The organism is Pseudomonas sp. FG98, from assembly GCF_057808595.1.
The window spans coordinates 33974-55866 of sequence record NZ_JBMDIJ010000010.1; the positions used below are offsets into that span (position 1 = coordinate 33974).

At 66.6% G+C, this 21893-nt stretch carries 24 protein-coding genes; 22 read left to right on the forward strand and 2 right to left on the reverse strand.

Features of this window, described 5'->3' with window-relative positions; all coding sequences use genetic code 11:
• Positions 1-6: 6 nt before the first annotated feature.
• Positions 7-1467, forward strand: a complete 1461-nt coding sequence (selO, locus tag ACODSK_RS09685) for a protein adenylyltransferase SelO (protein WP_489015663.1) — start codon at positions 7-9, stop codon at positions 1465-1467.
• Positions 1468-1713: 246 nt separating this feature from the next.
• On the opposite strand, the gene ACODSK_RS09690 is transcribed toward selO, so the two are convergent.
• A complete protein-coding gene (locus tag ACODSK_RS09690; RefSeq protein WP_489015665.1) occupies positions 1714-1953 on the reverse strand; it encodes a hypothetical protein in 240 nt (79 codons plus the stop codon).
• A gap of 506 nt (positions 1954-2459) precedes the next feature.
• Between ACODSK_RS09690 and trxC the strand changes: the two genes are divergently transcribed.
• Entirely contained in the window at positions 2460-2894 is a 435-nt protein-coding gene (gene trxC / locus ACODSK_RS09695) for a thioredoxin TrxC (RefSeq protein ID WP_489015667.1), read from the forward strand.
• Here trxC and ACODSK_RS09700 read toward each other — a convergent pair.
• Positions 2891-3664: a ParA family protein gene (locus ACODSK_RS09700; protein ID WP_489015669.1), complete on the reverse strand. Its 774-nt coding sequence runs from the start codon at positions 3662-3664 to the stop codon at positions 2891-2893. The genes trxC and ACODSK_RS09700 overlap by 4 nt on opposite strands.
• A 315-nt stretch (positions 3665-3979) precedes the next feature.
• On the opposite strand from ACODSK_RS09700, the gene ACODSK_RS09705 reads away from it, so the two are divergent.
• The 20 genes from ACODSK_RS09705 to ACODSK_RS09800 are packed head-to-tail and all read left to right on the forward strand — an operon-like array spanning position 3980 to position 21887.
• Entirely contained in the window at positions 3980-4693 is a 714-nt protein-coding gene (locus ACODSK_RS09705) for a beta-ketoacyl synthase chain length factor (RefSeq protein ID WP_489015671.1), read from the forward strand.
• A complete protein-coding gene (locus ACODSK_RS09710) occupies positions 4669-5478 on the forward strand; it encodes a lysophospholipid acyltransferase family protein (RefSeq protein WP_489015673.1) in 810 nt (269 codons plus the stop codon). Before ACODSK_RS09705 ends, ACODSK_RS09710 begins: the two co-directional genes overlap by 25 nt.
• The gene (locus ACODSK_RS09715) at positions 5459-5725 is read left to right on the forward strand and encodes a phosphopantetheine-binding protein (protein WP_042121270.1); all 267 of its coding nucleotides are present in this window, start codon (positions 5459-5461) and stop codon (positions 5723-5725) included. Before ACODSK_RS09710 ends, ACODSK_RS09715 begins: the two co-directional genes overlap by 20 nt.
• Before the next feature lie 10 nt (positions 5726-5735).
• The gene (locus tag ACODSK_RS09720; protein ID WP_489015674.1) at positions 5736-5990 is read left to right on the forward strand and encodes an acyl carrier protein; all 255 of its coding nucleotides are present in this window, start codon (positions 5736-5738) and stop codon (positions 5988-5990) included.
• Complete coding sequence (locus ACODSK_RS09725) at positions 5987-6532, forward strand: COG4648 family protein (protein WP_489015676.1); 546 nt, start codon at positions 5987-5989, stop codon at positions 6530-6532. Before ACODSK_RS09720 ends, ACODSK_RS09725 begins: the two co-directional genes overlap by 4 nt.
• Positions 6529-8199 carry an ApeI family dehydratase gene (locus tag ACODSK_RS09730; protein ID WP_489015678.1) on the forward strand — a complete coding sequence of 557 codons (1671 nt, stop codon included), beginning with the start codon at positions 6529-6531 and terminating at the stop codon, positions 8197-8199. Before ACODSK_RS09725 ends, ACODSK_RS09730 begins: the two co-directional genes overlap by 4 nt.
• Entirely contained in the window at positions 8196-8930 is a 735-nt protein-coding gene (locus ACODSK_RS09735) for a glycosyltransferase family 2 protein (protein WP_489015680.1), read from the forward strand. The genes ACODSK_RS09730 and ACODSK_RS09735 overlap by 4 nt, the downstream gene beginning before the upstream one ends.
• The gene (locus ACODSK_RS09740; protein ID WP_489015682.1) at positions 8927-9865 is read left to right on the forward strand and encodes a lysophospholipid acyltransferase family protein; all 939 of its coding nucleotides are present in this window, start codon (positions 8927-8929) and stop codon (positions 9863-9865) included. The genes ACODSK_RS09735 and ACODSK_RS09740 overlap by 4 nt, the downstream gene beginning before the upstream one ends.
• Complete coding sequence (locus tag ACODSK_RS09745; protein WP_489015684.1) at positions 9846-11390, forward strand: HAL/PAL/TAL family ammonia-lyase; 1545 nt, start codon at positions 9846-9848, stop codon at positions 11388-11390. Before ACODSK_RS09740 ends, ACODSK_RS09745 begins: the two co-directional genes overlap by 20 nt.
• On the forward strand, positions 11383-11808 hold the full coding sequence (locus tag ACODSK_RS09750) for an acyl-CoA thioesterase (protein ID WP_489015686.1): 426 nt from the start codon (positions 11383-11385) through the stop codon (positions 11806-11808). The genes ACODSK_RS09745 and ACODSK_RS09750 overlap by 8 nt, the downstream gene beginning before the upstream one ends.
• The gene (locus ACODSK_RS09755; protein WP_489015687.1) at positions 11805-12395 is read left to right on the forward strand and encodes an outer membrane lipoprotein carrier protein LolA; all 591 of its coding nucleotides are present in this window, start codon (positions 11805-11807) and stop codon (positions 12393-12395) included. Before ACODSK_RS09750 ends, ACODSK_RS09755 begins: the two co-directional genes overlap by 4 nt.
• Complete coding sequence (locus ACODSK_RS09760; protein ID WP_489015689.1) at positions 12385-14703, forward strand: MMPL family transporter; 2319 nt, start codon at positions 12385-12387, stop codon at positions 14701-14703. Before ACODSK_RS09755 ends, ACODSK_RS09760 begins: the two co-directional genes overlap by 11 nt.
• Positions 14700-15860, forward strand: coding sequence for a cation:proton antiporter (locus ACODSK_RS09765; RefSeq protein ID WP_489015691.1), 1161 nt, complete (start codon positions 14700-14702; stop codon positions 15858-15860). Before ACODSK_RS09760 ends, ACODSK_RS09765 begins: the two co-directional genes overlap by 4 nt.
• A complete protein-coding gene (locus ACODSK_RS09770; protein WP_489015693.1) occupies positions 15847-17094 on the forward strand; it encodes an NAD(P)/FAD-dependent oxidoreductase in 1248 nt (415 codons plus the stop codon). Before ACODSK_RS09765 ends, ACODSK_RS09770 begins: the two co-directional genes overlap by 14 nt.
• A complete protein-coding gene (locus ACODSK_RS09775; RefSeq protein WP_489015694.1) occupies positions 17091-17822 on the forward strand; it encodes a class I SAM-dependent methyltransferase in 732 nt (243 codons plus the stop codon). The genes ACODSK_RS09770 and ACODSK_RS09775 overlap by 4 nt, the downstream gene beginning before the upstream one ends.
• Entirely contained in the window at positions 17819-18304 is a 486-nt protein-coding gene (locus tag ACODSK_RS09780; RefSeq protein ID WP_489015696.1) for a hypothetical protein, read from the forward strand. The genes ACODSK_RS09775 and ACODSK_RS09780 overlap by 4 nt, the downstream gene beginning before the upstream one ends.
• On the forward strand, positions 18301-19473 hold the full coding sequence (locus tag ACODSK_RS09785) for a beta-ketoacyl-[acyl-carrier-protein] synthase family protein (RefSeq protein WP_489015697.1): 1173 nt from the start codon (positions 18301-18303) through the stop codon (positions 19471-19473). The genes ACODSK_RS09780 and ACODSK_RS09785 overlap by 4 nt, the downstream gene beginning before the upstream one ends.
• Positions 19470-19940: a hotdog family protein gene (locus ACODSK_RS09790; RefSeq protein WP_489015699.1), complete on the forward strand. Its 471-nt coding sequence runs from the start codon at positions 19470-19472 to the stop codon at positions 19938-19940. Before ACODSK_RS09785 ends, ACODSK_RS09790 begins: the two co-directional genes overlap by 4 nt.
• On the forward strand, positions 19933-20661 hold the full coding sequence (gene fabG, locus ACODSK_RS09795) for a 3-oxoacyl-ACP reductase FabG (RefSeq protein WP_489015700.1): 729 nt from the start codon (positions 19933-19935) through the stop codon (positions 20659-20661). Before ACODSK_RS09790 ends, fabG begins: the two co-directional genes overlap by 8 nt.
• On the forward strand, positions 20661-21887 hold the full coding sequence (locus tag ACODSK_RS09800; protein WP_489015702.1) for a beta-ketoacyl-ACP synthase: 1227 nt from the start codon (positions 20661-20663) through the stop codon (positions 21885-21887). Before fabG ends, ACODSK_RS09800 begins: the two co-directional genes overlap by 1 nt.
• The last annotated feature ends 6 nt before the right edge of the window (positions 21888-21893 follow it).

The following is a 21893-nucleotide window of genomic DNA, read 5'->3' on the forward strand; positions in this document are numbered from 1 at the left end:
TCGCCCGTGAAAGGCCTCGACGAACTGACCTTCGACAACCGCTTCGCCCGCCTGGGCGACGCGTTCTCCACCTCGGTGCTGCCGGAGCCGATCGACGACCCGCAACTGGTGGTGGCCAGCGAATCGGCCATGGCCCTGCTCGACCTGGAGCCCACCGAGGCGCAGTCGCCGGTATTCGCCGAGCTGTTCGGCGGGCACAAGCTATGGTCCGAGGCCGAGCCGCGGGCGATGGTCTATTCCGGGCATCAGTTCGGCTCCTACAACCCGCGCCTGGGGGATGGCCGTGGCCTGTTGCTGGGCGAAGTGCGCAACGACGCCGGCCAGTCCTGGGACCTGCACCTCAAGGGCGCCGGGCAGACGCCCTACTCGCGCATGGGCGATGGCCGCGCGGTGCTGCGCTCGTCGATCCGCGAATTCCTCGCTTCCGAAGCCCTGCACGCCCTGGGCATTCCCAGCAGCCGTGCGCTGTGCGTGATCGGGTCGAGCACGCCGGTATGGCGCGAACGCAAGGAAACCGCCGCCATGCTGCTGCGCATGGCGCCGAGCCATATCCGTTTCGGTCATTTCGAATACTTCTACTACACCCGTCAGCCGGAGCAGCAGCGCATTCTTGCCGAGCATGTGCTCAACCTGCATTTCCCCGAGTGTCGCGAGGCTGACGAGCCGTACCTGGCGATGTTCCGCACCATCGTCGAACGCAATGCCGAGCTGATCGGCAAATGGCAGGCCTACGGCTTCTGCCATGGGGTGATGAACACCGACAACATGTCGATCCTCGGCATCACCTTCGACTTCGGGCCCTATGCCTTCCTCGACGACTTCGACGCCGGCTTCATCTGCAACCACTCGGATGACCAGGGGCGCTACAGCTACAGCAACCAGGTACCGATCGCCCACTGGAACCTCAGCGCCCTGGCCCAGGCGCTGACACCGTTCATCAGTGTCGAGGCGCTGCAGGAAAGCCTCGGCCTGTTCCTGCCGCTGTACGAAGCCCACTACCTCGACCTGATGCGCCGCCGCCTCGGCCTGACCACGGCGGAGGATGGCGACAAGGTACTGATCCAGCGCCTGCTCAGCCTGATGCAGCCGGGGGCGGTGGACTACAACCTGTTCTTCCGCAAGCTGGGTGACCAGGCGGTGGAGCAGGCATTGCGGGTGGTGCGGGATGATTTCGTCGAACTGGGTGGTTTCGACCAATGGGCGGCGGACTACCTGACGCGGGTGCAGCGCGAGCCGGGCAATGCTGATGGGCGGCGGGAGCGGATGCATGCGGTCAACCCGCTGTATGTGCTGCGCAACTACCTGGCGCAGCGGTCCATCGAAGCGGCAGAGGGTGGGGACTTCTCCGAAGTGCGGCGGCTGCACCAGATGCTGACCCGGCCATTCGAGGAACAGGACGGGATGCAGGCCTATGCCGAGCGGCCGCCGGAGTGGGGGAAACATCTGGAGATCAGTTGTTCCTCCTGAGTTCTTTCGGCCGCCATCGCTGGCAAGCCAGCTCCCACAGGGATCGCGCCGAGCACAGATAATGTGACTGACCCGGGACCCTGTGGGAGTCGGCATTGCCGACGATGAGGCCATCTGCCTCAACATCTATCTTGCGGGCCTCATCGCTGGCAATGCCAGCTCCCACAGGTTTCTGGGCCAACCATGAAATCTGCGCCTGACGCGGTCACTGTGGGAGCTGGCTTGCCAGCGATGAGGCCCTCAAGGTCAAACCGGAACAGTCACCGGTGACTTGGCCAGTGCAACGGTCAGCAATGCCCTGGATATCTTCAGATCCAGCATCGCCCCGCTGAGCATGCCCTGGTGCTCCAGGCTGGCATGGCACGGCAGGTAGCAGATGTTGGTGATGGCTTTCTTGAGGTGTTCTTCAGCCCTGCGGATGGCTTCTTCATGGGAGAGACCGGGGCCGACGCAGAGGACGGGTGGATCGGGGACGAGCTTTTTCATGATTACTCCGTATCGGTGGAGCCGCCACGAATTTGCTGTCAAACAAATGGGTGGCAGCTGTACGCGGGTTGACAGACCAGGGATACGGAGAACCCGGCGCACCAATAGGTGCCCACGCGCACAGCTGCCATAAGCACAGCCGCGCACCGTATCTTTCCGGCCTGTCAAAGCCGATCGTTGGGAATCAACGACCGCCGAAGAGTAGGCAGCGTTTCCATAGGGCGCAACAGCTGGCACGGTGGCGGAGTATGCTTGGGAAATTGCCTACAAGAAAGTCGGAGATCGGTGAACTTTCCTGGGTTTATTTGACATTTTGTACAAGAGCCCTGGCTGATGTGGTGCCCTTCCGGGCCTCATCGCCGGCAACGCCGGCTCCCACAAGGATCGGCGGTGCACTCGGTACCTGTGGGAGCTGGCGTTGCCAGCGATGAGGCCCTCGATACCATTGAAAAGATCAAGGCACACCGCCACATACCCAGTCACCACCGCTCCCGGACCCAATCCCCATGACCGACCCACTGCTGATCCCCTGCCCCCACTGCAACGGCCTCAACCGCCTGCCCGCCGAGCGCCTCGGCGACAGCCCGAAATGCGGCCGCTGCAAGCAAGCCGTCCTGCTGGACAAACCCTTCGAATTGAAACAAGCCGACTACGCCAGCCAGATCAAGGGCGATCTGCCGTTGCTGATCGATGTCTGGGCCGATTGGTGCGGACCGTGCAAGTCCTTCGCGCCAATCTTCGAACAGGCGGCGAAACAACTGGCCGGGCGCTGCCGGCTGGCGAAACTGGACAGTGAAGCCAACCGCGAACTGGCTGGCCAATTGAATATCCGCTCGATCCCCAGCCTGATCCTGTTCAGGAACGGCCGGGAAGTCGCGCGGCAGAGCGGCGCCTTCCCACTCCAGCAGTTGCTGGAGTGGCTGCGCACGCAGGGGATCTAGGCGTTTTCTTCGAGCAGCGAGTGCAGTTCGACGAACTGCTGGGTCAGCTTGTGCCGCGGTTCCAGGTGAATCAGCGGCAGGCTGGCCTGGTGTGACTCACGCATCTTCACCGAGCTGTTGAGGTACACCGGCAGCACCGGCAGGCCCTCGGCGAGCAGTTCGTCGAGCATCTGCTGCGGCAGGCTGGCACGGGGCTGGAACTGATTGACCACGATGCCCTCGACCTTGAGCTCTTCGTTGTGGTCGTCCTTCAGCTCTTCGATTTCCGAGAGCAGGCCATACAGCGCCTGGCGCGAGAAGCTGTCGCAGTCGAAGGGAATCAGCACGCGATCAGCGGCGATCAACGCGGAAACCGCATAGAAATTCAACGCCGGCGGGGTGTCGATGTAGATCCGGTCGTAATCCTCGTCCAGCTCATCGAGCAACTTTCGCAGCTTGTTGATCTTGTGCTTGGACTCGAGCTTGGGCTGCAGGTCGGCCAGCTCCGGGGTGGCGGTGACCACGTGCAGGTTGTCGAACGGGGTCTCGTAGATGTCCACCTTGTTCTTCTTGGCGAACGGCCCGGACGACAGGCTCTGCTTGAAGAAGTCGGCGATCCCCATGGGGATGTCCTCGCCGGTCAGCCCGGTGAGGTATTGGGTGGAGTTGGCCTGGGCATCCAGGTCGATCAACAGGGTGCGGTAGCCTTCACTGGCACTGACCGCCGCGAGATTGCAGGCGATGCTGGACTTGCCGACGCCGCCTTTCTGATTGAACACCACGCGCCGCATGGCAAGACCTCCGTGTTTCAAAGAATGACCGAGTATGTGTTCACCCCGCAGGATTGACCAGCGCTGAAAAGCTCAAGTGTTGGCAAAAGCGACCGACAACAGGTGCACACCGTTTATCGGGAAAGCACTGCCAGGCGAAATGCGCGGGCCAATCAGAGGTCTGCTGCACGCATCCGGTTCCGTAATCAATAGCAATACTTTGTTTACGACGGCCCCCTTGCACCGGGATAATGCCCGGTACTCGGCGATTTCGCCCGCAGGCCGTTGCTCCGAGTCCCCCTCGGCATGGAAGTCCCTCAGGGCGAGATACACATCTTGATCACATTCAATATCAGTCAGTGGCGCGCTTGGGCGCCTGGCCTCCAGACGGCTGCGCAATGGCGCGAGTGGAGTCAGGGCGAGTGCCGGATCGATGAAGGCGAAGCGTCGCCGGATGTCTCGTTCCTGCCCGCCATGCAGCGCCGCCGCCTCAGCCGCCTGGCACGCATGGCCTTTGCCGTGGGCTGGCCGCTGGCCGAGGGACTGGAACAACTGCCGCTGGTGTTCGTCTCCCGTCATGGCGAGACCCCGCGCACCTTCGAGATCCTCAGCGACCTCGCCGCCGCCCAGCCGCTCTCGCCTACCCAGTTCAGCCTGTCGGTGCACAACGCGGTGATCGGCTTGTGGTCGATCCTGCGGGGCGAAACCGCCGAAATGACCGCGATCGCCGCCGAAGGCGACGGTTTCGAGCACGCCGTGGTGGAAGCAGCCGGCCTGCTCCAGGATGGCGCCCCGGCGGTGCTGTTGATCGTTGCCGAAGAATCCCCGCCCGACGTCTACAGCCCGTGGATCGACGACGTTCCCTGCGACTACGCCCTCGGCCTGCTGCTGACCCCTGGCGATGACTGGTGCCTGTCCCTGGATGGCGACAAGGCTGCCCCCGCCACCGAACCCCACGCCCTGAGCTGGTTGCGCAACCTGCTCGACGAGCGTTCGACCTGGACCCACACCCTGAAGGACCGCACATGGAACTGGCAACGCAAGGCCTGAGCCGCCCCCGGCGCGACGCCTGGCTCTGGCGTCTGCTGGCCACCGCCCTGAGCTTCCTGCTGTTCGGGCTCGGCGGGCTGTGCCTGCGCTTGCTGGTGTTCCCCCTGCTCGCCTGCCTGCCCGGCGATAGCCTGCGTCACCGACAACGGGCGCGCTACACCATCAGCTGGCTGTTCTGGCGCTTTATCCGCTTCATGGCCGCCTGCGGCGTGCTCACCTATGAAGTCGAAGGCGCCGAGCGCCTGGGCCGGCCGGGGCAGATGATCATCGCCAACCACCCGTCGCTGATCGACGTGGTGTTTCTCATCGGCCTGGTGCGCCAGAGCAACTGCGTGGTCAAGCAGAGCCTGTTCCGCAACCCCTTCACCCGCGGCCCGGTGAGTTCGGCGCAGTACATCAGCAACGACGGCAGCATGGACATGCTCGACGCCGCCGTCGATTCGCTGCAAAGCGGCCAGACCCTGGTGATCTTCCCCGAAGGCACGCGCACCGACCCGGGCCAGGCGCCGTCCTTCCACCGTGGCGCGGCGGCCATCGCCCTGCGCGGCGCACGGGTGATCACCCCGGTAACGATCAAGGTCAACCCGACCACCCTGACCAAATGCGAGCCCTGGTACCGCATCCCCGACCGCCGCGTGCACTTCACCTTGCGGGTCGGCGGCGATATCGACCCACAGGTCTTCGCCAGCCAGGGCCCGGCCCCGCAGGCCTCGCGCAAACTCAACGACCACTTGCACCAGTACTTCATCAAGGAGCTCGCAGCAGATGAGCAATCCCCAACTTAACCATGACATCAAGGACCTGATCATCGAGGCCCTCGGCCTGGAAGACATCAGCGCGGACGATATCGGCGACGAGCAGACCCTGTTCGGCGAAGGCCTGGGCCTCGACTCGGTGGACGCCCTCGAACTCGGCCTGGCGATCCAGAAGCGCTACGGCATCAAGATCGACGCCGACGCCAAGGACACCCGCTCGCACTTCACCAACGTGGCGAGCCTCGCCGCCTTCGTTACCGCCAAACAGGCCGCCTGAGACACGCCCCATGCAAACCCGCGAAGACATCTTCAACACCCTGCGCGACGCCCTGGTCGAACTGTTCGAACTGGACGCCGAACGCGTCACCCTCGACGCCAATCTGTATGACGACCTGGAAATCGACAGCATCGACGCCGTCGACCTGATCGACCACATCAAGCGCCAGACCGGCAAGAAAATCGCCGCCGAGGAATTCAAGGCCGTGCGTACCGTCAACGACGTGGTCGAAGCGGTATTCCGCCTGGTCAACACCGCGGCATGAAACGGCTGATCGGGCTCGGGCTGGTTGTGGCCGGCCTGGGTTACCCGTTCGCGGTGCATTTCGGCATGGCCCACTTCAAGCCGTGGCAGTTCGGCCTGCTGCTCGGCGGCCTGTGGCTGGCCCGGGCGCTGACCCAGCCGCGCAACCCCGGCGGACGCTGGATGGCCCTGGTGGCCATCGCCTTCTGCGTGCTGCTGGCGTTGTTCGACGACCCGGCCCTGCTGCGCTGGTACCCGGTGCTGATCAGCGCCTTCATGCTCGCGCTGTTCGGCTCCAGCCTGAAGTTCGGCATGCCGGTGGCCGAGCGCCTGGCGCGCCTGACGGACCCGGACCTGCCGCCCAGGGCGGTGCGCTACACGCGCCGGGTAACCCAGGCGTGGTGCGCCTTCTTCCTGGCCAACGGCCTGGTCGCCGCCGCCTTGACCCTGTGGGCGCCGCTGGCCTGGTGGACCCTTTACAACGGCCTGATCGCCTACGGCGTGATGGGCCTGCTGTTCGCCATCGAATGGCTGATAAGACAACGCGTGCGAGGACGCTCATGAAATGGATCAACCTTGAGCAGATGCTGTGGCCGACCGAGGGCGCGCGCCTGGTCAGCCACGCCCCGGCGCTGGATCATCGGCAACTTGGCGAACAGGCCCTTCGATTGGCCGCTGGTTTGCAGGCGCGCGGCATCAAGCGCCTGGCCATCTACCTGGAAGACGCCGCCGAACTGGCGGTGGCCCTGCTCGGCGCCTGGCGTGCCGGGGTCGAGGTGCTGCTGCCGGCCGACCTGCAAGCCCAGACCCGCCAGCGTTGGGACGCCGAGGTCGACCTGTGGCTGAGCGAGCAGGACCAGCGCCCGGCCGAGCTGTTCGCCGCACCGCTGGCCCCGGCCGACCTGGACCTCGACGCCTGCCGCCTGAGCCTGTGCACCTCCGGCTCCACCGGCGCGCCCAAGCGCATCGACAAGTGCCTGCGCCAACTGGCCAACGAGGTCAACAACCTCGAAGCCCTGTGGGGCGCGGAACTGGGCAATGCCTGCATCATCGGCAGCGTCGCTACCCAGCATATCTACGGCCTGCTGTTCCGCGTGCTCTGGCCGCTGTGCGCCGGGCGCAGCTTCGTGCGCCGCCAATTGCCCTTCCCCGAGGACCTGCAACGGGCCAGCCGCGAACACCCGGCCTTCGCCTGGGTGGCCAGCCCGGCGCTGCTCAAGCGCATGGGCGACAACCTCGACTGGCCGGCCCTGAGCCAAGTCAGCCGGGTGTTTTCCTCCGGCGGCGAACTGCCCGCCGAGGCCGCCCGCGAGCTGCACCAGCGCCTTGGCCAGTGGCCGACGGAAATCCTCGGCAGCTCGGAAACCGGCGGCATCGCCTGGCGCCAGGGCGACAGCCTGTGGCAGCCGTTCGCCGGGATCCGCCTGAGCCAGAACGACGACGGCGCGCTGTGCATCGAGTCGCCCTACCTGCCCGCCGGGCATATCGAAGAAAGCGCCGACGCGGTGAGCTTCGACGGCAATGGCCACTTCCGCCTGCTCGGTCGCCTCGACCGCATCGTCAAGCTGGAAGAAAAGCGCATCGCCCTGCCGATGCTGGAACAGGCCCTGGTGCAACACCCCTGGGTAGAAGACGCGCGCCTCGGCGTGATCCACGGCAACCGCGCCTCCATCGGCGCCCTGCTGCAACTCAGCGGCAAGGGCCTGCATGCCCTGCGCAACCAGGGCCGCCGCGCCGTCACCGAAGCCCTGCGCGGGCATCTGGCCGGACACTGCGAAGCCCTGGCCCTGCCGCGCCGCTGGCGCCTGCTGCGGCAACTGCCGTACACCGCGCAAGGCAAGCTGCCGCAATCGCTGGTGGACAGCCTGCTGATGGCACCGCGCCCGACCGGCCCGGACGTGATCGGCGAGAAGCAGGTGGACGGCGAACTGCACCTGGACCTGGTCATTTCCGGCGACCTCGCCTATTTCAACGGCCACTTCCCCAAGACCCCGGTGCTGCCCGGCGTGGTCCAGGTGGACTGGGCCATCGCCCTCGGCCAGCCGCTGCTCGACCAGCCGCGGCGCTTCGCCGGCATGGAAGTGCTGAAGTTCCAGCAACTGGTACGCCCCGGTGACCAGTTGCTGCTGACCCTGCGTTTCGACGTCGAGCGCGGCAAGCTGTACTTCGCCTACACCTGCGACGGCGCACCCTGCTCCAGTGGCCGCATCCTGCTGGAGGCGGCGCAATGAACAAGCCCTGTGCAGTGATCCCGGTCTACAACCACGAACTGGCGGTGCCTGCGGTGGTCGCCGACCTGCGCGCCGCCGGGCTGCCCTGCGTGCTGGTGGACGACGCCAGCAGCCCGTCCTGCGCGGCGGTGCTGCGCCAACTGGCGGAGCAGCCGGACACCTGGCTGGTGCAGTTGCCAGTCAACCAGGGCAAGGGCGGCGCGGTCATGGCCGGCCTGCGCGAGGCATCCCGCCTCGGCTTCAGCCACGCCTTGCAGGTGGACGCCGACGGCCAGCATGACCTGGCCGATGTCGCCCGCTTCCTCGAACAGTCCCGCGCGCACCCCGAGGCGCTGATCTGCGGCTATCCGCAGTACGACGCCAGCGTGCCCAAGGGCCGCCTGTATGCCCGCTACCTGACCCACGTGTGGGTGTGGATCAACAGCCTGTCGCTGAAGATTCCCGATTCGATGTGCGGCTTCCGCGTCTACCCGCTGCCGCCGGTCCTGGCCCTGATCGACAGGGTGGACCTGGGCAAGCGCATGGACTTCGACCCCGAGGTGCTGGTGCGCCTGTCGTGGCGCAACCAGCCGATGCGCTGGCTGCCGACCAAGGTGCATTACCCGCAGGACGGCCTTTCGCATTTCCGCCTGTTCCACGACAACGCGCTGATCTCGAAGATGCACACCAAGCTGTTCTTCGGCATGTTGCTGCGCGCCCCGGCGATCCTCTGGCGGCGGCTGACGGCATGAGCAACCAGGAACAACACTGGGCAGCGCACGAGGAGCGCGGCAGCTTCATGCTGATGAAGCTCACCGCGTTCGGTATCAAGCTGCTCGGCCGGCGCCTGCTCAGCCCGGTGCTGTATGGCATCGTCCTGTACTTTTTCCTGTTCGGCCGCCGTGCCCGTGACGCGGCGCGTACCTACCAGCACAACCTCGCCGAGTGGAGCGGCCAGCCGGCGCTGCGCCCGACCACCCGCCGCGTGTTCGGCCAGTTCATGGCTTTCGCCGACGCCCTGCTGGACAAGCTCGACGTGTGGAATGGCAAGCTCGGCCTGGACCAGATCGAGATCAACGACCCCGGCCAGTTGCACAGCCAGTTGCGCGCCGAGCGCGGGCAGATGCTGGTGGGCGCGCACCTGGGCAACCTCGAGGTGTGCCGGGCCCTGGCCGAGATGGGCCAGCAGGTGACCATGAACGTGCTGGTGCACACCCGCCATGCCGAGCGTTTCAACCGCCTGCTCGGCGAGGCCGGGGCGACCAACCTGCGGCTGATCCAGGTCAGCGAGCTGGATCCGGCGACCATGCTCCAGCTCAGCCAGCGCCTGGAGCGCGGCGAGTGGCTGGCGATCGCCGGCGACCGCGTGCCGCTGCACGGCGCGCGCACCGTGACCGTGGACTTCCTCGGCCACCCGGCAGCCTTCCCGCAGGGGCCATGGCTGCTGGCCGGGCTGCTCAAGTGCCCGGTCAATCTGCTGTTCTGCCTGAAGCGCCAGGGGCGTTACCAGGTCACCCTCGAACCCTTCACCGCCGCCGTGGAGTGGCGCCGCAGCCAGCGCGACCAGGTGATCGCCGAGCATGCCGCGCGCTACGCCGAGCGCCTCGGCCATTACTGCCTGCAAGCGCCGCAGCAATGGTTCAACTTCTACCCTTTCTGGAAGACCGATGACGATGCAACCGCGTGAGTCCGTAACCTTCGGCGAGTCGCCGCTTTCCATCGAAGCCATCCACGCCCTGGCCCAGCGCCAGGTCGGGACCCGTCTGCAGGACGACGCCGACTACCGCGCGCGCATCGCCCGTGGCGCGCAGTTCCTCGACACCCTGCTGGACAAGGAAGGGGTGATCTACGGGGTGACCACCGGCTACGGCGATTCCTGCGTGGTCGCAGTGCCGCTGGAGCATGTCGAGGCACTGCCCAAGCACCTGTTCACCTTCCACGGCTGCGGCCTGGGCCGGGTGTTCGATGCGCCCTCCACCCGCGCCCTGCTGGCGGCCCGCCTGCAGTCGCTGTGCCACGGCGTGTCCGGGGTGCGCGTCGAGCTGCTGGAGCGCCTGCACGCCTTTATCGAGCACGACATCCTGCCGGTGGTCCCGGAGGAAGGCTCGGTGGGCGCCAGCGGCGACCTGACGCCGCTGTCCTATGTGGCCGCGACCCTGTCCGGCGAGCGTGAAGTGGTCTATCGCGGCGAGCGTCGGCTGTCCGCCGATGTACACCGCGAGCTGGGCTGGGAGCCGCTGGTGCTGCGCCCGAAAGAGGCCCTGGCACTGATGAACGGCACCGCGGTAATGACCGGCCTGGCCTGCCTGGCCTGGACCCGCGCCGACTACCTGCTGAAGCTGGCCACGCGGATCACCGCGCTGAACGTGGTGGCCCTGCAAGGCAACCCGGAGCACTTCGACGAGCGCCTGTTCGCCGCCAAGCCGCACCCGGGGCAGACCCAGGTCGCCGCCTGGCTGCGCCAGGACCTGGCCATCGATGCGCCGACCGCACCGCTGCACCGCCTGCAGGACCGCTACTCGCTGCGCTGCGCGCCCCATGTGCTGGGCGTGCTGGCCGACAGCCTGGGCTGGCTGCGCGGCTTTATCGAGACCGAGCTGAACAGCGCCAACGACAACCCGATCATCGACGGCGATGCCGAGCGCGTCCTGCACGGCGGGCACTTCTACGGCGGGCATATCGCCTTTGCCATGGACAGCCTGAAGAACCTGGTGGCCAACGTTGCCGACCTGCTCGACCGCCAGCTCGCCCTGCTGGTGGACGTGCGCTACAACCACGGCCTGCCGAGCAACCTGTCCGGCGCCCCGGCCGACCGGGCGATGATCAACCACGGCTTCAAGGCCGTGCAGATCGGCGCCAGCGCCTGGACCGCCGAGGCCCTGAAAAACACCATGCCGGCCAGCGTGTTCTCGCGCTCCACCGAGTGCCACAACCAGGACAAGGTGAGCATGGGCACCATCGCCGCCCGCGACGCCCTGCGCGTGCTGGAGCTGACCGAACAGGTCGCCGCCGCGACCCTGCTGGCGGCCAACCAGGGTGTCTGGCTGCGCAGCCGCGAAGCCGATGCGCGGCCGCTGCCGCCGGCCCTGGACGAGATGCACCGCGCCCTGCTCGACGACTTCGCTCCGGTTATCGAGGACCGCGCCCTGGAACGCGACCTGCGCCACTGCCTGCAACGCATCGCCGAACAACACTGGAGGCTGCATGCGTAGTCAGGGGGTTCTCCACGTCGATACCGAGGTGCTGGTGCCGTTCTTCGACGTCGACAGCATGCTGGTGGTCTGGCACGGGCACTACGTCAAGTACCTGGAAGTGGCGCGCTGCGCCCTGCTCGACCACCTCGGCCACAACTACGTGCAGATGCAGGAGTCCGGCTATGCCTGGCCGGTGATCGACCTGCAACTGCGCTACATCCGCGGCGCCACCTTCGGCCAGCGTCTGACAGTGCGCGCCAGCCTGGTGGAGTGGGAGAACCGCCTGAAGATCAACTACCTGATCAGCGACGCGGTCACCGGCGAACGCATGACCCGGGCCAGCTCGGTGCAGGTCGCCGTGCATATCGCCAGCCGCGAGATGCAGCTGGCCTCGCCCCAGGTGATGCTCGACGCCGTACAGAAGGTGCTGCCATGAGTCGCCTGCTGCTGTCCCTCGGCCTGATGCTGTGCTGCGGGCTGGCCCACGCCTTCGGCCTGGAAGAGCTGCGCAAGCAGTTGAGCGAACCGGAGGTGATCAAGGGCCCGTTTATCCAGGAAAAGCACCTGCGCGCCTTGCCCCAGCCGCTGGTCAGCAACGGCCAGTTCGTCCTCGCCCGCGACCACGGCCTGCTGTGGCTGCTGCAAACCCCGCTGAAACAGGACTACCGCCTCAATGCCACCGGCATTGCCCGCCGCGATGCCTCCGGCTGGCAGGTCATTCCGACGCGCACCGCCGGGACCGAACAGAACAAGCTGTTCTTCGCCGTGCTGCAAGGCGACAGCAGCGGCCTGGAGCGGGATTTCGAGCTGGCCCTGCAAGGCGACGCCAAGGACTGGAAACTTGACCTGACCCCGCGCTCGCTGGTGCTCAAGCAGATCTTCGAGCGCATCGAGATCCATGGCGGCCAGTTCGTCGATCGCATCGAGCTGAAGGAAACCCAGGGCGACAGCACTGTGCTGCGCATGCCTTCCAGTATCAGCGCCAGCCTGAGCGACGCGGAGCGCCACGACCTTGTCGATTGAGCGCCTGCTGCCACGCCTGTTCCTGCTCTTGCTGCTCGGGGTCATGGCCCTGGCCGGCTGGCAGTGGAGCCGTGGCGGCGCGCTGTCGGCGGATCTGATGACCCTGGTCCCCGGCGCCACCGAGGACGCCCTGGTCAAGCGCGCCGAACAGCGCATGCAGGAGCCGCTGAACCGGGAAATGCTGGTGCTGGTGGGCCATGCCGAGCGCGACCGGGCCATCGCCCTGGCCGCACAACTGGGCCAGCAGTGGCAGGCCAGCGGGCTGTTCGAGAAGGTCCAGTGGAGCTTGCAGACCGACCTGCAGGCGGTGCGCGAGCAACTGCTGCAAGGGCGTCTGGCGATGCTGGCCAAGGCCGATCGCGACACCTTGATCGAACACCCCGACGTCTTCGTCCAGCAGCGCCTGCAAAGCCTGTTCGATCCCTTCGCCGGCTTCAGCCTGGTGTCCAGCCAGGACGACTGGCTGGGCCTGACCGGGCGCATCCAGAACAGCCAGCCACGGCCGGTCGCGGTCGAGCTGGATACCGCCAGCGGCGCGCTGCTGGCGAAAGCCGACGATAAATACTGGGTGCTGCTGCGCGCCCGCACCCAAGGCAACGCCTTCGACATGAAGCTGCCGGTGCGGGTCGCCGACCTGTTGCAGCAAGCCCGCAACGAAGCCGCGCAACAGGACGGCCAGTTGCTCGCCGCCAGCGGCCTGCTCTACGCCGCCGACGGCCAGCGCCAGGCCAGCCGGGAAATGACCTGGATCGGCGGCGGTGCCACCCTCGGCATCCTCGCCCTGCTGTTCCTCGCCTTCCGCCGCTTCCGCGTGCTGCTGGCCTTCGTTCCGGTGCTGGTGGGCATGCTGTTCGGCGCCACCGCCTGCATCGCCCTGTTCGGCCAGATGCATGTGATGACCCTGGTGCTCGGCTCCAGCCTGATCGGCGTGGCGGTGGACTACCCGCTGCATTTCCTGTCGAAGAGCTGGAGCCTGCGCCCGTGGAACACCTGGCAGGCGGTGCGCAAGACCCTGCCTGGGCTGAGCCTGAGCCTGGCCACCAGTTGCATCGGCTACCTGGCCCTGGGCTTCACGCCGTTCCCGGCGCTGACCCAGATCGCCGCCTTCTCCGCCGCCGGGCTGATCGGTGCCTACCTGAGCTCGGTGTGCCTGCTGCCGGCGCTGCTCGGCAAGGTCGAGCTGCAACCGGCGCAATGGCCGCTGCGCATTGCCGAGACCTTGGTGAACCTGCGCCTGCGCTTGCTCAAGCGAGTGCCGACGCCGGTGCTGACCGTGCTGCTCCTGGCCTTCTGCGCCGGGGGGCTGTGGCATCTGGAAAACCGCAATGATGTGCGCCAGTGGGTCGGCAGCTCGCCGGTGCTGCTGGACGAGGCGAAAGCCGTGGCGCGGATCACCGGCTACCAGCCCACCAGCCAGTTCTACCTGGTGCGCGCCGCCGACCAGCAACAGTTGCTGGAACGCCTGGCAGCACTGGGGCAACGCCTCGATACCCAGGTCGCCGAAGGCCATCTCAAGGGCTACATGGCCCTGAACCAGTTGCTGGCCAGCAATGCCGACCAGGCCCGCTTGCGCGAGGCGCTGGAAGCCCTGCCGCAACACTGGCAGCCGCTGTTGGCGACGGGCGTCCCGCAGGAAACCCTGCAAGCCGAACTGACCCGCCTGCGCGCCCTGCCGAGCCTCGATATCGACCAGGTGCTGGCCGGTCCGCTGGGCGAAGCCTGGCGCTCGCTGTGGCTGGGCCGGGACGGTGATGGCGTGGCCGCCGTGGTCAGCCTGCAAGGGGCTAGCGATCCGGCTGTGCTGCGTCAACAAAGTGAAGGGCTGGACGGTGTACAACTGGTGGATCGCCTCGGCGAGCTCAACCACCTGTTCGCCGCCACCCAGGTCAGTGCTGCGGAATTGAAGCTGCTGTCCTGCGTGCTGATCGTCGTCCTGCTGCTGTTCCCGTTCGGCCCCGGTGCTGCGCTGCGTATCGTCGCCCTGCCGCTGCTGGCAGCGCTGTGCAGCCTGGCCAGCCTCGGCTGGCTGGGGCAGCCGCTGACCCTGTTCAGCCTGTTCGGGCTGCTGCTGGTGACGGCGATCAGCGTCGACTACGCGATCCTCATGCACGAACAGATCGGTGGCGCAGCGGTGAGCCTGCTCGGCACCCTGCTGGCGGCCACCACCACCTGGCTGTCGTTCGGCCTGCTGGCGGTATCGAGCACTCCGGCGGTGAGCAATTTCGGTCTGGCCGTGAGTCTCGGCCTGGCCTTCAGTTTCGCCCTGGCCCCCTGGGCCGCGCCCCGCCACATGGAGAAGTCGGCATGAGTGTCGTGCTGTTCTGGGCCCTGGCCCTGTCGTTGTTCCTGATCGCCGGCGAGATCGGCCGGCGCCTGGGCCTGATCAGCATCGTCAGCCATCTGCTGCTGGCGATCCTCGGCCTGCCCCTGCTGATGCTGTTCTGGGTCGAACCGCACTGGCAGTTGAGCGGCGCGCAACTGATCGCGCCGGGCTGGCTGAAGACCCTGTACGGCCTGAGCTTCGCCCTGCTGCTGGGGCACATCCTCTCCGATGTGATCGACCTGAAGCTCGACCGGCAGAGCCTGAAGATCGCCCTGCCGAGCTTCCTGGTGCCCTTCGCCTGTGGCCTGGCCTGCGGGTTCCTGCTGCTGCCGGAACAACCCTGGCTGACCTCCCTGGCCCTCGGCCTGGTGTTCGCCATCACTGCGGTGCCGGTGCTCTACCTGTACCTGCGCAATATCGATTACCCGCCCGCCGCCACCCGCCGTCTGATGCAGGTGGCGATCAGCATCGACGTGCTGTGCTGGCTGCTGTTCGGCCTGGGCAAGGGCAGCCTGGCGCCGATGAGCCTGGTCTGGCCGCTGCTGGCTGCCTGCGTGCCGCTACCGATGTACCTGCTGGGGCTGCGCAAGCCGTGGCTGTACGGCCTGACCTTCCTCGCCCTGCTGTTCGTTGCCGAGCACTACAAGCTCAATGCGCTGATCTTCGGCATCGGTTACATGGCCTGCCTGGCCTGGCTCAAGCTGCCGCTGCGCCTGCCGCTTTCCGCTGCGTGGATCAAACGCCTGCAACAGGGCGTGGCGATCCCGCTGATCATCACCTTCGGCATCGTCCAGATCGATTTTGCCCACCTGGTGCAAAACCTCGACCTGCTGCAACTGGCGGTGCTGGTGCTGCTGCCGATCCTCAGCAAGATGGCCGGCAACTGGCTGGGCCTGCGCTGGGCCACGCTGTCCTTCCCCGGCGCCAGTCGCTGGCGGGAAAACCTGCTGCTGAACATCCGCGGCCTGAGCGAAATTGTCTTCCTCAATCTTCTCCTGCAACAGCAACTGATCAGCCCGGCGCTGTACTTCGCCCTGATGCTGATGAGCCTGGTTGCCACCCTGATGCCCGCCCTCGCCGGGCTGCACCGTCTTCCTGTTACCCACCTTTCAGCGGCAAGGAGGCCCTATGCCGAACACTGATGTGCAACAACGCCAGGTCCTGATCATCGGCGCCGGCCCGTCCGGCGCCATCGCCGCCGCCCTGCTCAAGCGCCAGGGCCACGACGTGCTGATCATCGAGCGCCAGCAGTTCCCGCGCTTCTCCATCGGCGAGAGCCTGCTGTCGCACTGCATCGACTTCGTCGAGGAGGCCGGCATGCTGCCCGCCCTCGAAGCGGCGGGCTTCCAGTACAAGAACGGTGCGGCCTTTGCCTGGGGCGAGGAATACAGTGCGTTCGACTTCGGCAAGACCTTCAGCAACGGCCGCCCGAGCACCTTCCAGGTGCAGCGCGCGCGTTTCGACAAGCTGCTGGCTGACGAAGCTGCTGCCCAGGGTGTGGAAATCCGTTACGAAGAAGAGATCATCGCCGCCGACTTCGAGCGCGAGCGTCCGCAGGTTCGCGTGCGGCGCCTGGACGGCAGCGAGTATTCGGTGGAAGCGCAGTTCGTGCTGGATGCCAGCGGTTATGGCCGGGTGCTGCCGCGCCTGCTGGACCTGGAGGCGCCGTCGAGCTTCCCGGTGCGCCAGGCGGTGTTCACCCATATCGAGGACCGCATCGATCATCAGGGCTTCGACCGCAACAAGATCCTCATCACCACCCATCCCGAGCACCGCGATATCTGGTTCTGGACCATCCCGTTCAGCGATGGCCGCTGCTCCCTCGGCGTGGTCGCCGCCGCCGAGCATTACGAAGGCATCACCGATGACCTGGACGCCTGCCTGAAGGGCTTCGTGGCGCAAACCCCAAGCCTGGCCAAGGTCCTGGAAAACGCGGTCTGGGATACCCCGGCGCGGACCATCGGCGGCTACTCGGCCAACGTAAAGACCCTGCACGGCCCGGGCTTCGCCCTGCTCGGTAATGCGGCGGAATTCCTCGACCCGGTGTTTTCCTCCGGCGTGACCATCGCCATGCGTTCGGCGAGCATGGCCGCCGCCGTGCTGCACCGGCAGTTGAACGGTGAAAGCGTCGATTGGGAAAGCGAGTTCGCCACCCCGCTCAAGCGCGGCGTCGATACCTTCCGCGCCTATGTCGAGGGCTGGTACAACGGCAGCTTCCAGGACGTGATCTACCACCCCGAGGCCTCCGACGAAATCCGCGCCATGATCGCCTCGATCCTCGCCGGCTACGCCTGGGACGAGCGCAACCCGTTCGTCAGCGAACCCAAGCGGCGCCTGCGCATGCTCGCCGAGATCTGCGCGAGGGAAGAGGCATGAGCGAGCAGCGCTTCTTCAGCGATACCTATGTCGAGGAGACGAAGTTCGGCTTCTGGTTCCTGCGCAGCCATACCTGGCAGCACCATGTGCTGCGGGTAGCGATCAACGACCTGCGCCGCCTGTTCGACGGCGAGCCGCCGCAGGCGCCGGTGCTGCTGGATGTCGGTTGCGGCCAGGGCCGTTCGTTCAAGCACCTGCAGCAGGTGTTCAAGCCGGGCAAGCTGCTCGGCACCGATGCCGACCCGCACAGCATCGAGCTGAGCCAGGCCGAGGCGGTGAACCTGGGCCTGAGCGTGGAACTGAAGGGCAGCGACTGCGCCAACCTGCAATTCCCCGACAACAGCATCGACCTGCTGTTCTGCCACCAGACCTTCCACCACCTGGTGGAACAGGAAAAGGCCCTGGCCGAGTTCTGGCGGGTGCTCAAGCCCGGTGGCTACCTGCTGTTCGCCGAGTCCACCGAGGCCTATATCGACACCTGGGTGATCCGCTGGCTGTTCCGCCATCCGATGCATGTGCAGAAGAGCGCTGAGGGCTATCTGGACATGCTGCGCGGGCAGGGCTTCGAATTCAGCGAGAAGAACGTGTCCTATCCGTACCTGTGGTGGAGCCGTTCCAAGGACTTCGGCCTGCTCGAACGCTTCGGCCTGCGCAAACCGCCACCGCCGGGCCAGCGCGAGGAAACCCTGGTCAACGTGGTGGCGCGCAAGCCATTGGATGCTGCATGAAACGGCTAGTGCTGCTGGTCGCCTGCCTGATCCTCGCCGCCTGCGCGGCGCGCCCGCCGTTGCCTGAGCAACTGCCGCCGCTGAGCTTGCCGATGACCCTGCATGTGCAGCGCGAGCAGGCCGAGCAGCGCCAGGACTGGCTGCTGGTGATCCAGCGCGAGGACCAGCGCCTGCGCTGGTCGCTGATGGACCTGCTGGGCATTCCCCAGGCCCGCCAGTTGCTGGACAACGGCGAATGGCAGGCCGATGGGCTGCTGCCGCCCAACCCGGCGGCGCGGGAATTGTTCGCCGCGCTGCTCTTTGCCCTGACCCCGGCCGAGCGCCTGACGGCACTGTATCCAGCCGCGCGGCAGCAGGATAATCAGCGCTGGCTCGGCGAACGCTGGCATGTCAGCTACCGACAGCCCGACGACTTCACCTTGAATCTAGAGCAAGGCCTGCGTTATCTAGTCACCCCCCTGCCCGGCGAGAACGCTCCATGACCGCTTACCTCAATGCCCTGGGCCTGGTCTGTGCCCTTGGCCGCGACCAGGCCGAAGTCGCCCGCCGCCTGTTTGCCGGCGACTGCTCCGGCATGCTCGCGGCCGATGGCTGGGTGCCGGAAAAGCGCGTGGTAGTCGGTGCCGTGCCCGGCGAGCTGGACCCGCTGCCCGGCGAAAGCCGCAACAACCAGTTGCTGCACGCCGCCGCGGTGCAGATCGAGGCGCCGCTGCGTGCCGCCATCGCGCGCTTCGGCGCCGGACGGGTCGGCGTGGTGCTTGGCACCAGCACTTCGGGCATCGAGGAAGCCAGCCAGGGTATCGCCGAGTACCTGCACGAGGGGCAGTTCCCGCCCTCGTACGACTATGCCCAGCAGGAGCTCAGCGCTCCGGCGGTGTTTCTCGCCGACTGGCTGCAACTGAGCGGCCCGGCCTATGTGATTTCCACCGCCTGCACCTCCGGCGCCCGCGCCCTGCTCAGCGCCCGCCGCCTGCTCGACCTGGACCTGTGCGACGCGGTGATCTGCGGTGGCGTGGACAGTCTGTGCAAGCTGACCCTCAACGGCTTCACCGCCCTCGAAGCCATGAGCGGCGAGCGCTGCAATCCGTTTTCGGTGAACCGCGACGGGATCAATATCGGCGAGGGTGCGGCGCTGTTCCTGATGACCCGCGAAGCCAATGCCGAGGGCACCAGCATCGCGCTGCTCGGTGCCGGCGCCAGCTCCGATGCCCACCACATTTCCGCGCCGGAACCCGGTGGCAAGGGCGCCCTGGCGGCCATGCAAAAGGCCTTGGACAACGCCGGCCTGAGCGCCGCGCAGATCGATTACCTGAACCTCCACGGCACCGCCACCCGGCACAATGACGCCATGGAGAGCCTGGCGGTCAACGCCCTGTTCGGCCCGGCCCTGGCCTGTTCGTCGAGCAAGTCGATGACAGGCCACACCCTCGGCGCCGCCGGGGCCCTGGAAGCCGCCTTCTGCTGGCTGAGCCTGGCCCACCTCCAGTTGCCGCCGCACCTGTGGGACGGCCAGGCCGACCCGGAACTGGCGCCCCTCAACCTGATCGGCCCCGGCCAGCACCTGGCTGGCGACGGCCCGCACCATCTGATGAGCAACTCGTTCGCCTTCGGTGGCAACAACATCAGCCTGATTCTCGGAGACACCCCATGATTGCCTGGCCATTGGCCGAACTGCTGCCCCATGCCGGCGACATGATCCTGATCGACGGGATCGAGTCGTTCGACGAGGAGCAGATCCACGCCCACCTGACCGTGCGCCCCGGCGGCCTGTTCAACCGCGAGGACGGCAGCCTGCCGGCCTGGGTCGGTATCGAGCTGATGGCCCAGACCGTGGCCGCCTATGCCGGCTGCCGCGCGCGCCAGCAGGGCAAGCCGGTGGAACTGGGCTTCCTGCTCGGCACGCGCAAGTTCGAATGCGATGTCGAGCATTTTCCCGCCGGTGCGCAGTTGCGCATCCATGCCCTGCGCTCGCTGGAAGACGAGAACGGCATGGGTGTGTTCGAGTGCCACCTGCATGGGCCGGGGCTGCACGCCACCGCCCGCCTGAACGTTTTCCGTCCGCCACAGGCCGCCGCGTACCTGGCCGAAGCGGGCGATGAGGAGTCGCAACATGAGTGAGACCATCCTGGTCACCGGGTCCAGCCGTGGCATCGGCCGGGCCATCGCCCTGCGCCTGGCCCAAGCCGGTTTCGACCTGGTGCTGCATTGCCGCAGCGGCCGCGCCGAAGCCGATGCGGTCGGCGAGGAAGTCCGCGCCTTGGGCCCGCAGGCCCGGGTCCTGCAATTCGATGTGGCCGACCGCGCTGCCTGCGCCGCCATCCTCACCGACGATGTGGAAACCCACGGCGCCTACTACGGCGTGGTGTGCAATGCCGGCCTGACCCGCGACGGCGCCTTCCCGGCGTTGACCGAGGAGGACTGGGACCAGGTGCTGCGCACCAACCTCGACGGCTTCTACAACGTCCTGCACCCGGTGATGATGCCGATGATCCGCCGCCGCGCGCCGGGTCGCATCGTCTGCATCACCTCGGTGTCGGGGCTGATCGGCAACCGCGGCCAAGTCAACTACAGCGCCTCCAAGGCCGGGGTGATCGGCGCCGCCAAGGCCCTGGCCATCGAGCTGGGCAAGCGCAAGATCACCGTCAACTGCGTGGCCCCCGGCCTGATCGACACCGCGATGCTCGACGAGCACGTGCCGGTGGATGAACTGCTGAAAATGATCCCGGCCCAGCGCATGGGCACCCCGGAAGAGGTCGCCGGTGCGGTGAACTTCCTGATGTCCGCCGAGGCCGCCTACATCACCCGCCAGGTTCTGGCCGTCAACGGAGGCCTGTGCTGATGAAGCGTGTGGTCGTCACCGGCATGGCCGGCATCACTTCCCTGGGCAGCGACTGGCCGACCATCGCCGCCAACTTCGCCGCCAACCGCAGCGGCATCCGCCGCATGGACGAGTGGAATCGCTTCGAAGAGCTGAACACCCGCCTGGCAGGTCCTGTGGATGATTTCGCCGTGCCGGCCAACTGGACCCGCAAGCAATTGCGCAGCATGGGCCGGGTGTCGCGGCTGGCGGTTGCCGCCTCGCAAAATGCCTTGCTCGATGCCGGCCTGCTCGACGACCCGTCGATCCGCGACGGGCGCATGGGCGTGGCCTGCGGCTCGTCCACCGGCAGCACCGACGAGATCAAGGCGTTCGGCAACATGCTGCTGAACTCGGTGGCCGAGGGGCTCAATGCCAACTCCTATGTGCGCATGATGCCGCACACCACGGCGGCCAATATCAGCATCTTTTTCGGCCTGACCGGGCGCCTGATCCCCACCTCCAGCGCCTGCACCAGCGGCAGCCAGGGCATCGGCTACGCCTACGAGGCGATCAAGTTCGGCCGCCTGCCGATGATGCTCGCCGGTGGCGCCGAGGAGCTGTGCCCGACCGAGGCCATGGTGTTCGACGCGCTGTACGCCACCAGTCTGAAGAACGACACCCCGGACAAGACCCCGAGCCCCTACGACAGTGGCCGCGACGGCCTGGTGATCGGCGAAGGCGCCGGCATGCTGGTCCTCGAAGAGCTGGAACATGCCCTGGCCCGTGGTGCGCATATCCATGCCGAGATCGTCGGCTTCGGCAGCAACGCCGACGGCCAGCACACCACCCGCCCCGAGCAGGCGACCATGCGCCGGGCGATGGAACTGGCCCTGGAAGACGCCGACCTGGCGCCGGACGCCATCGGCTACGTCAACGGCCACGGCACCGCTACCGAGCAGGGCGATATCGCCGAGACCCTGGCCACCAGCAGCCTGTTCGGTGCGCGGATGCCAATCAGCTCACAGAAAAGCTTCCTCGGTCATACCCTGGGCGCTTGCGGCGCGCTGGAGGCGTGGTTCAGCATCGAGATGATGAACAGCGACCGCTACGTGCACACCCTCAATCTGGACAACATCGATCCACGTTGCGGCGAACTCGACTACCTTTGCGGTGAGTTCCGCAGCATCAGCAACCAATACGTCATGAGCAACAACTTCGCCTTTGGCGGGGTCAACACCTCGTTGATCTTCCGCCGCTGGACCTGAAGCACA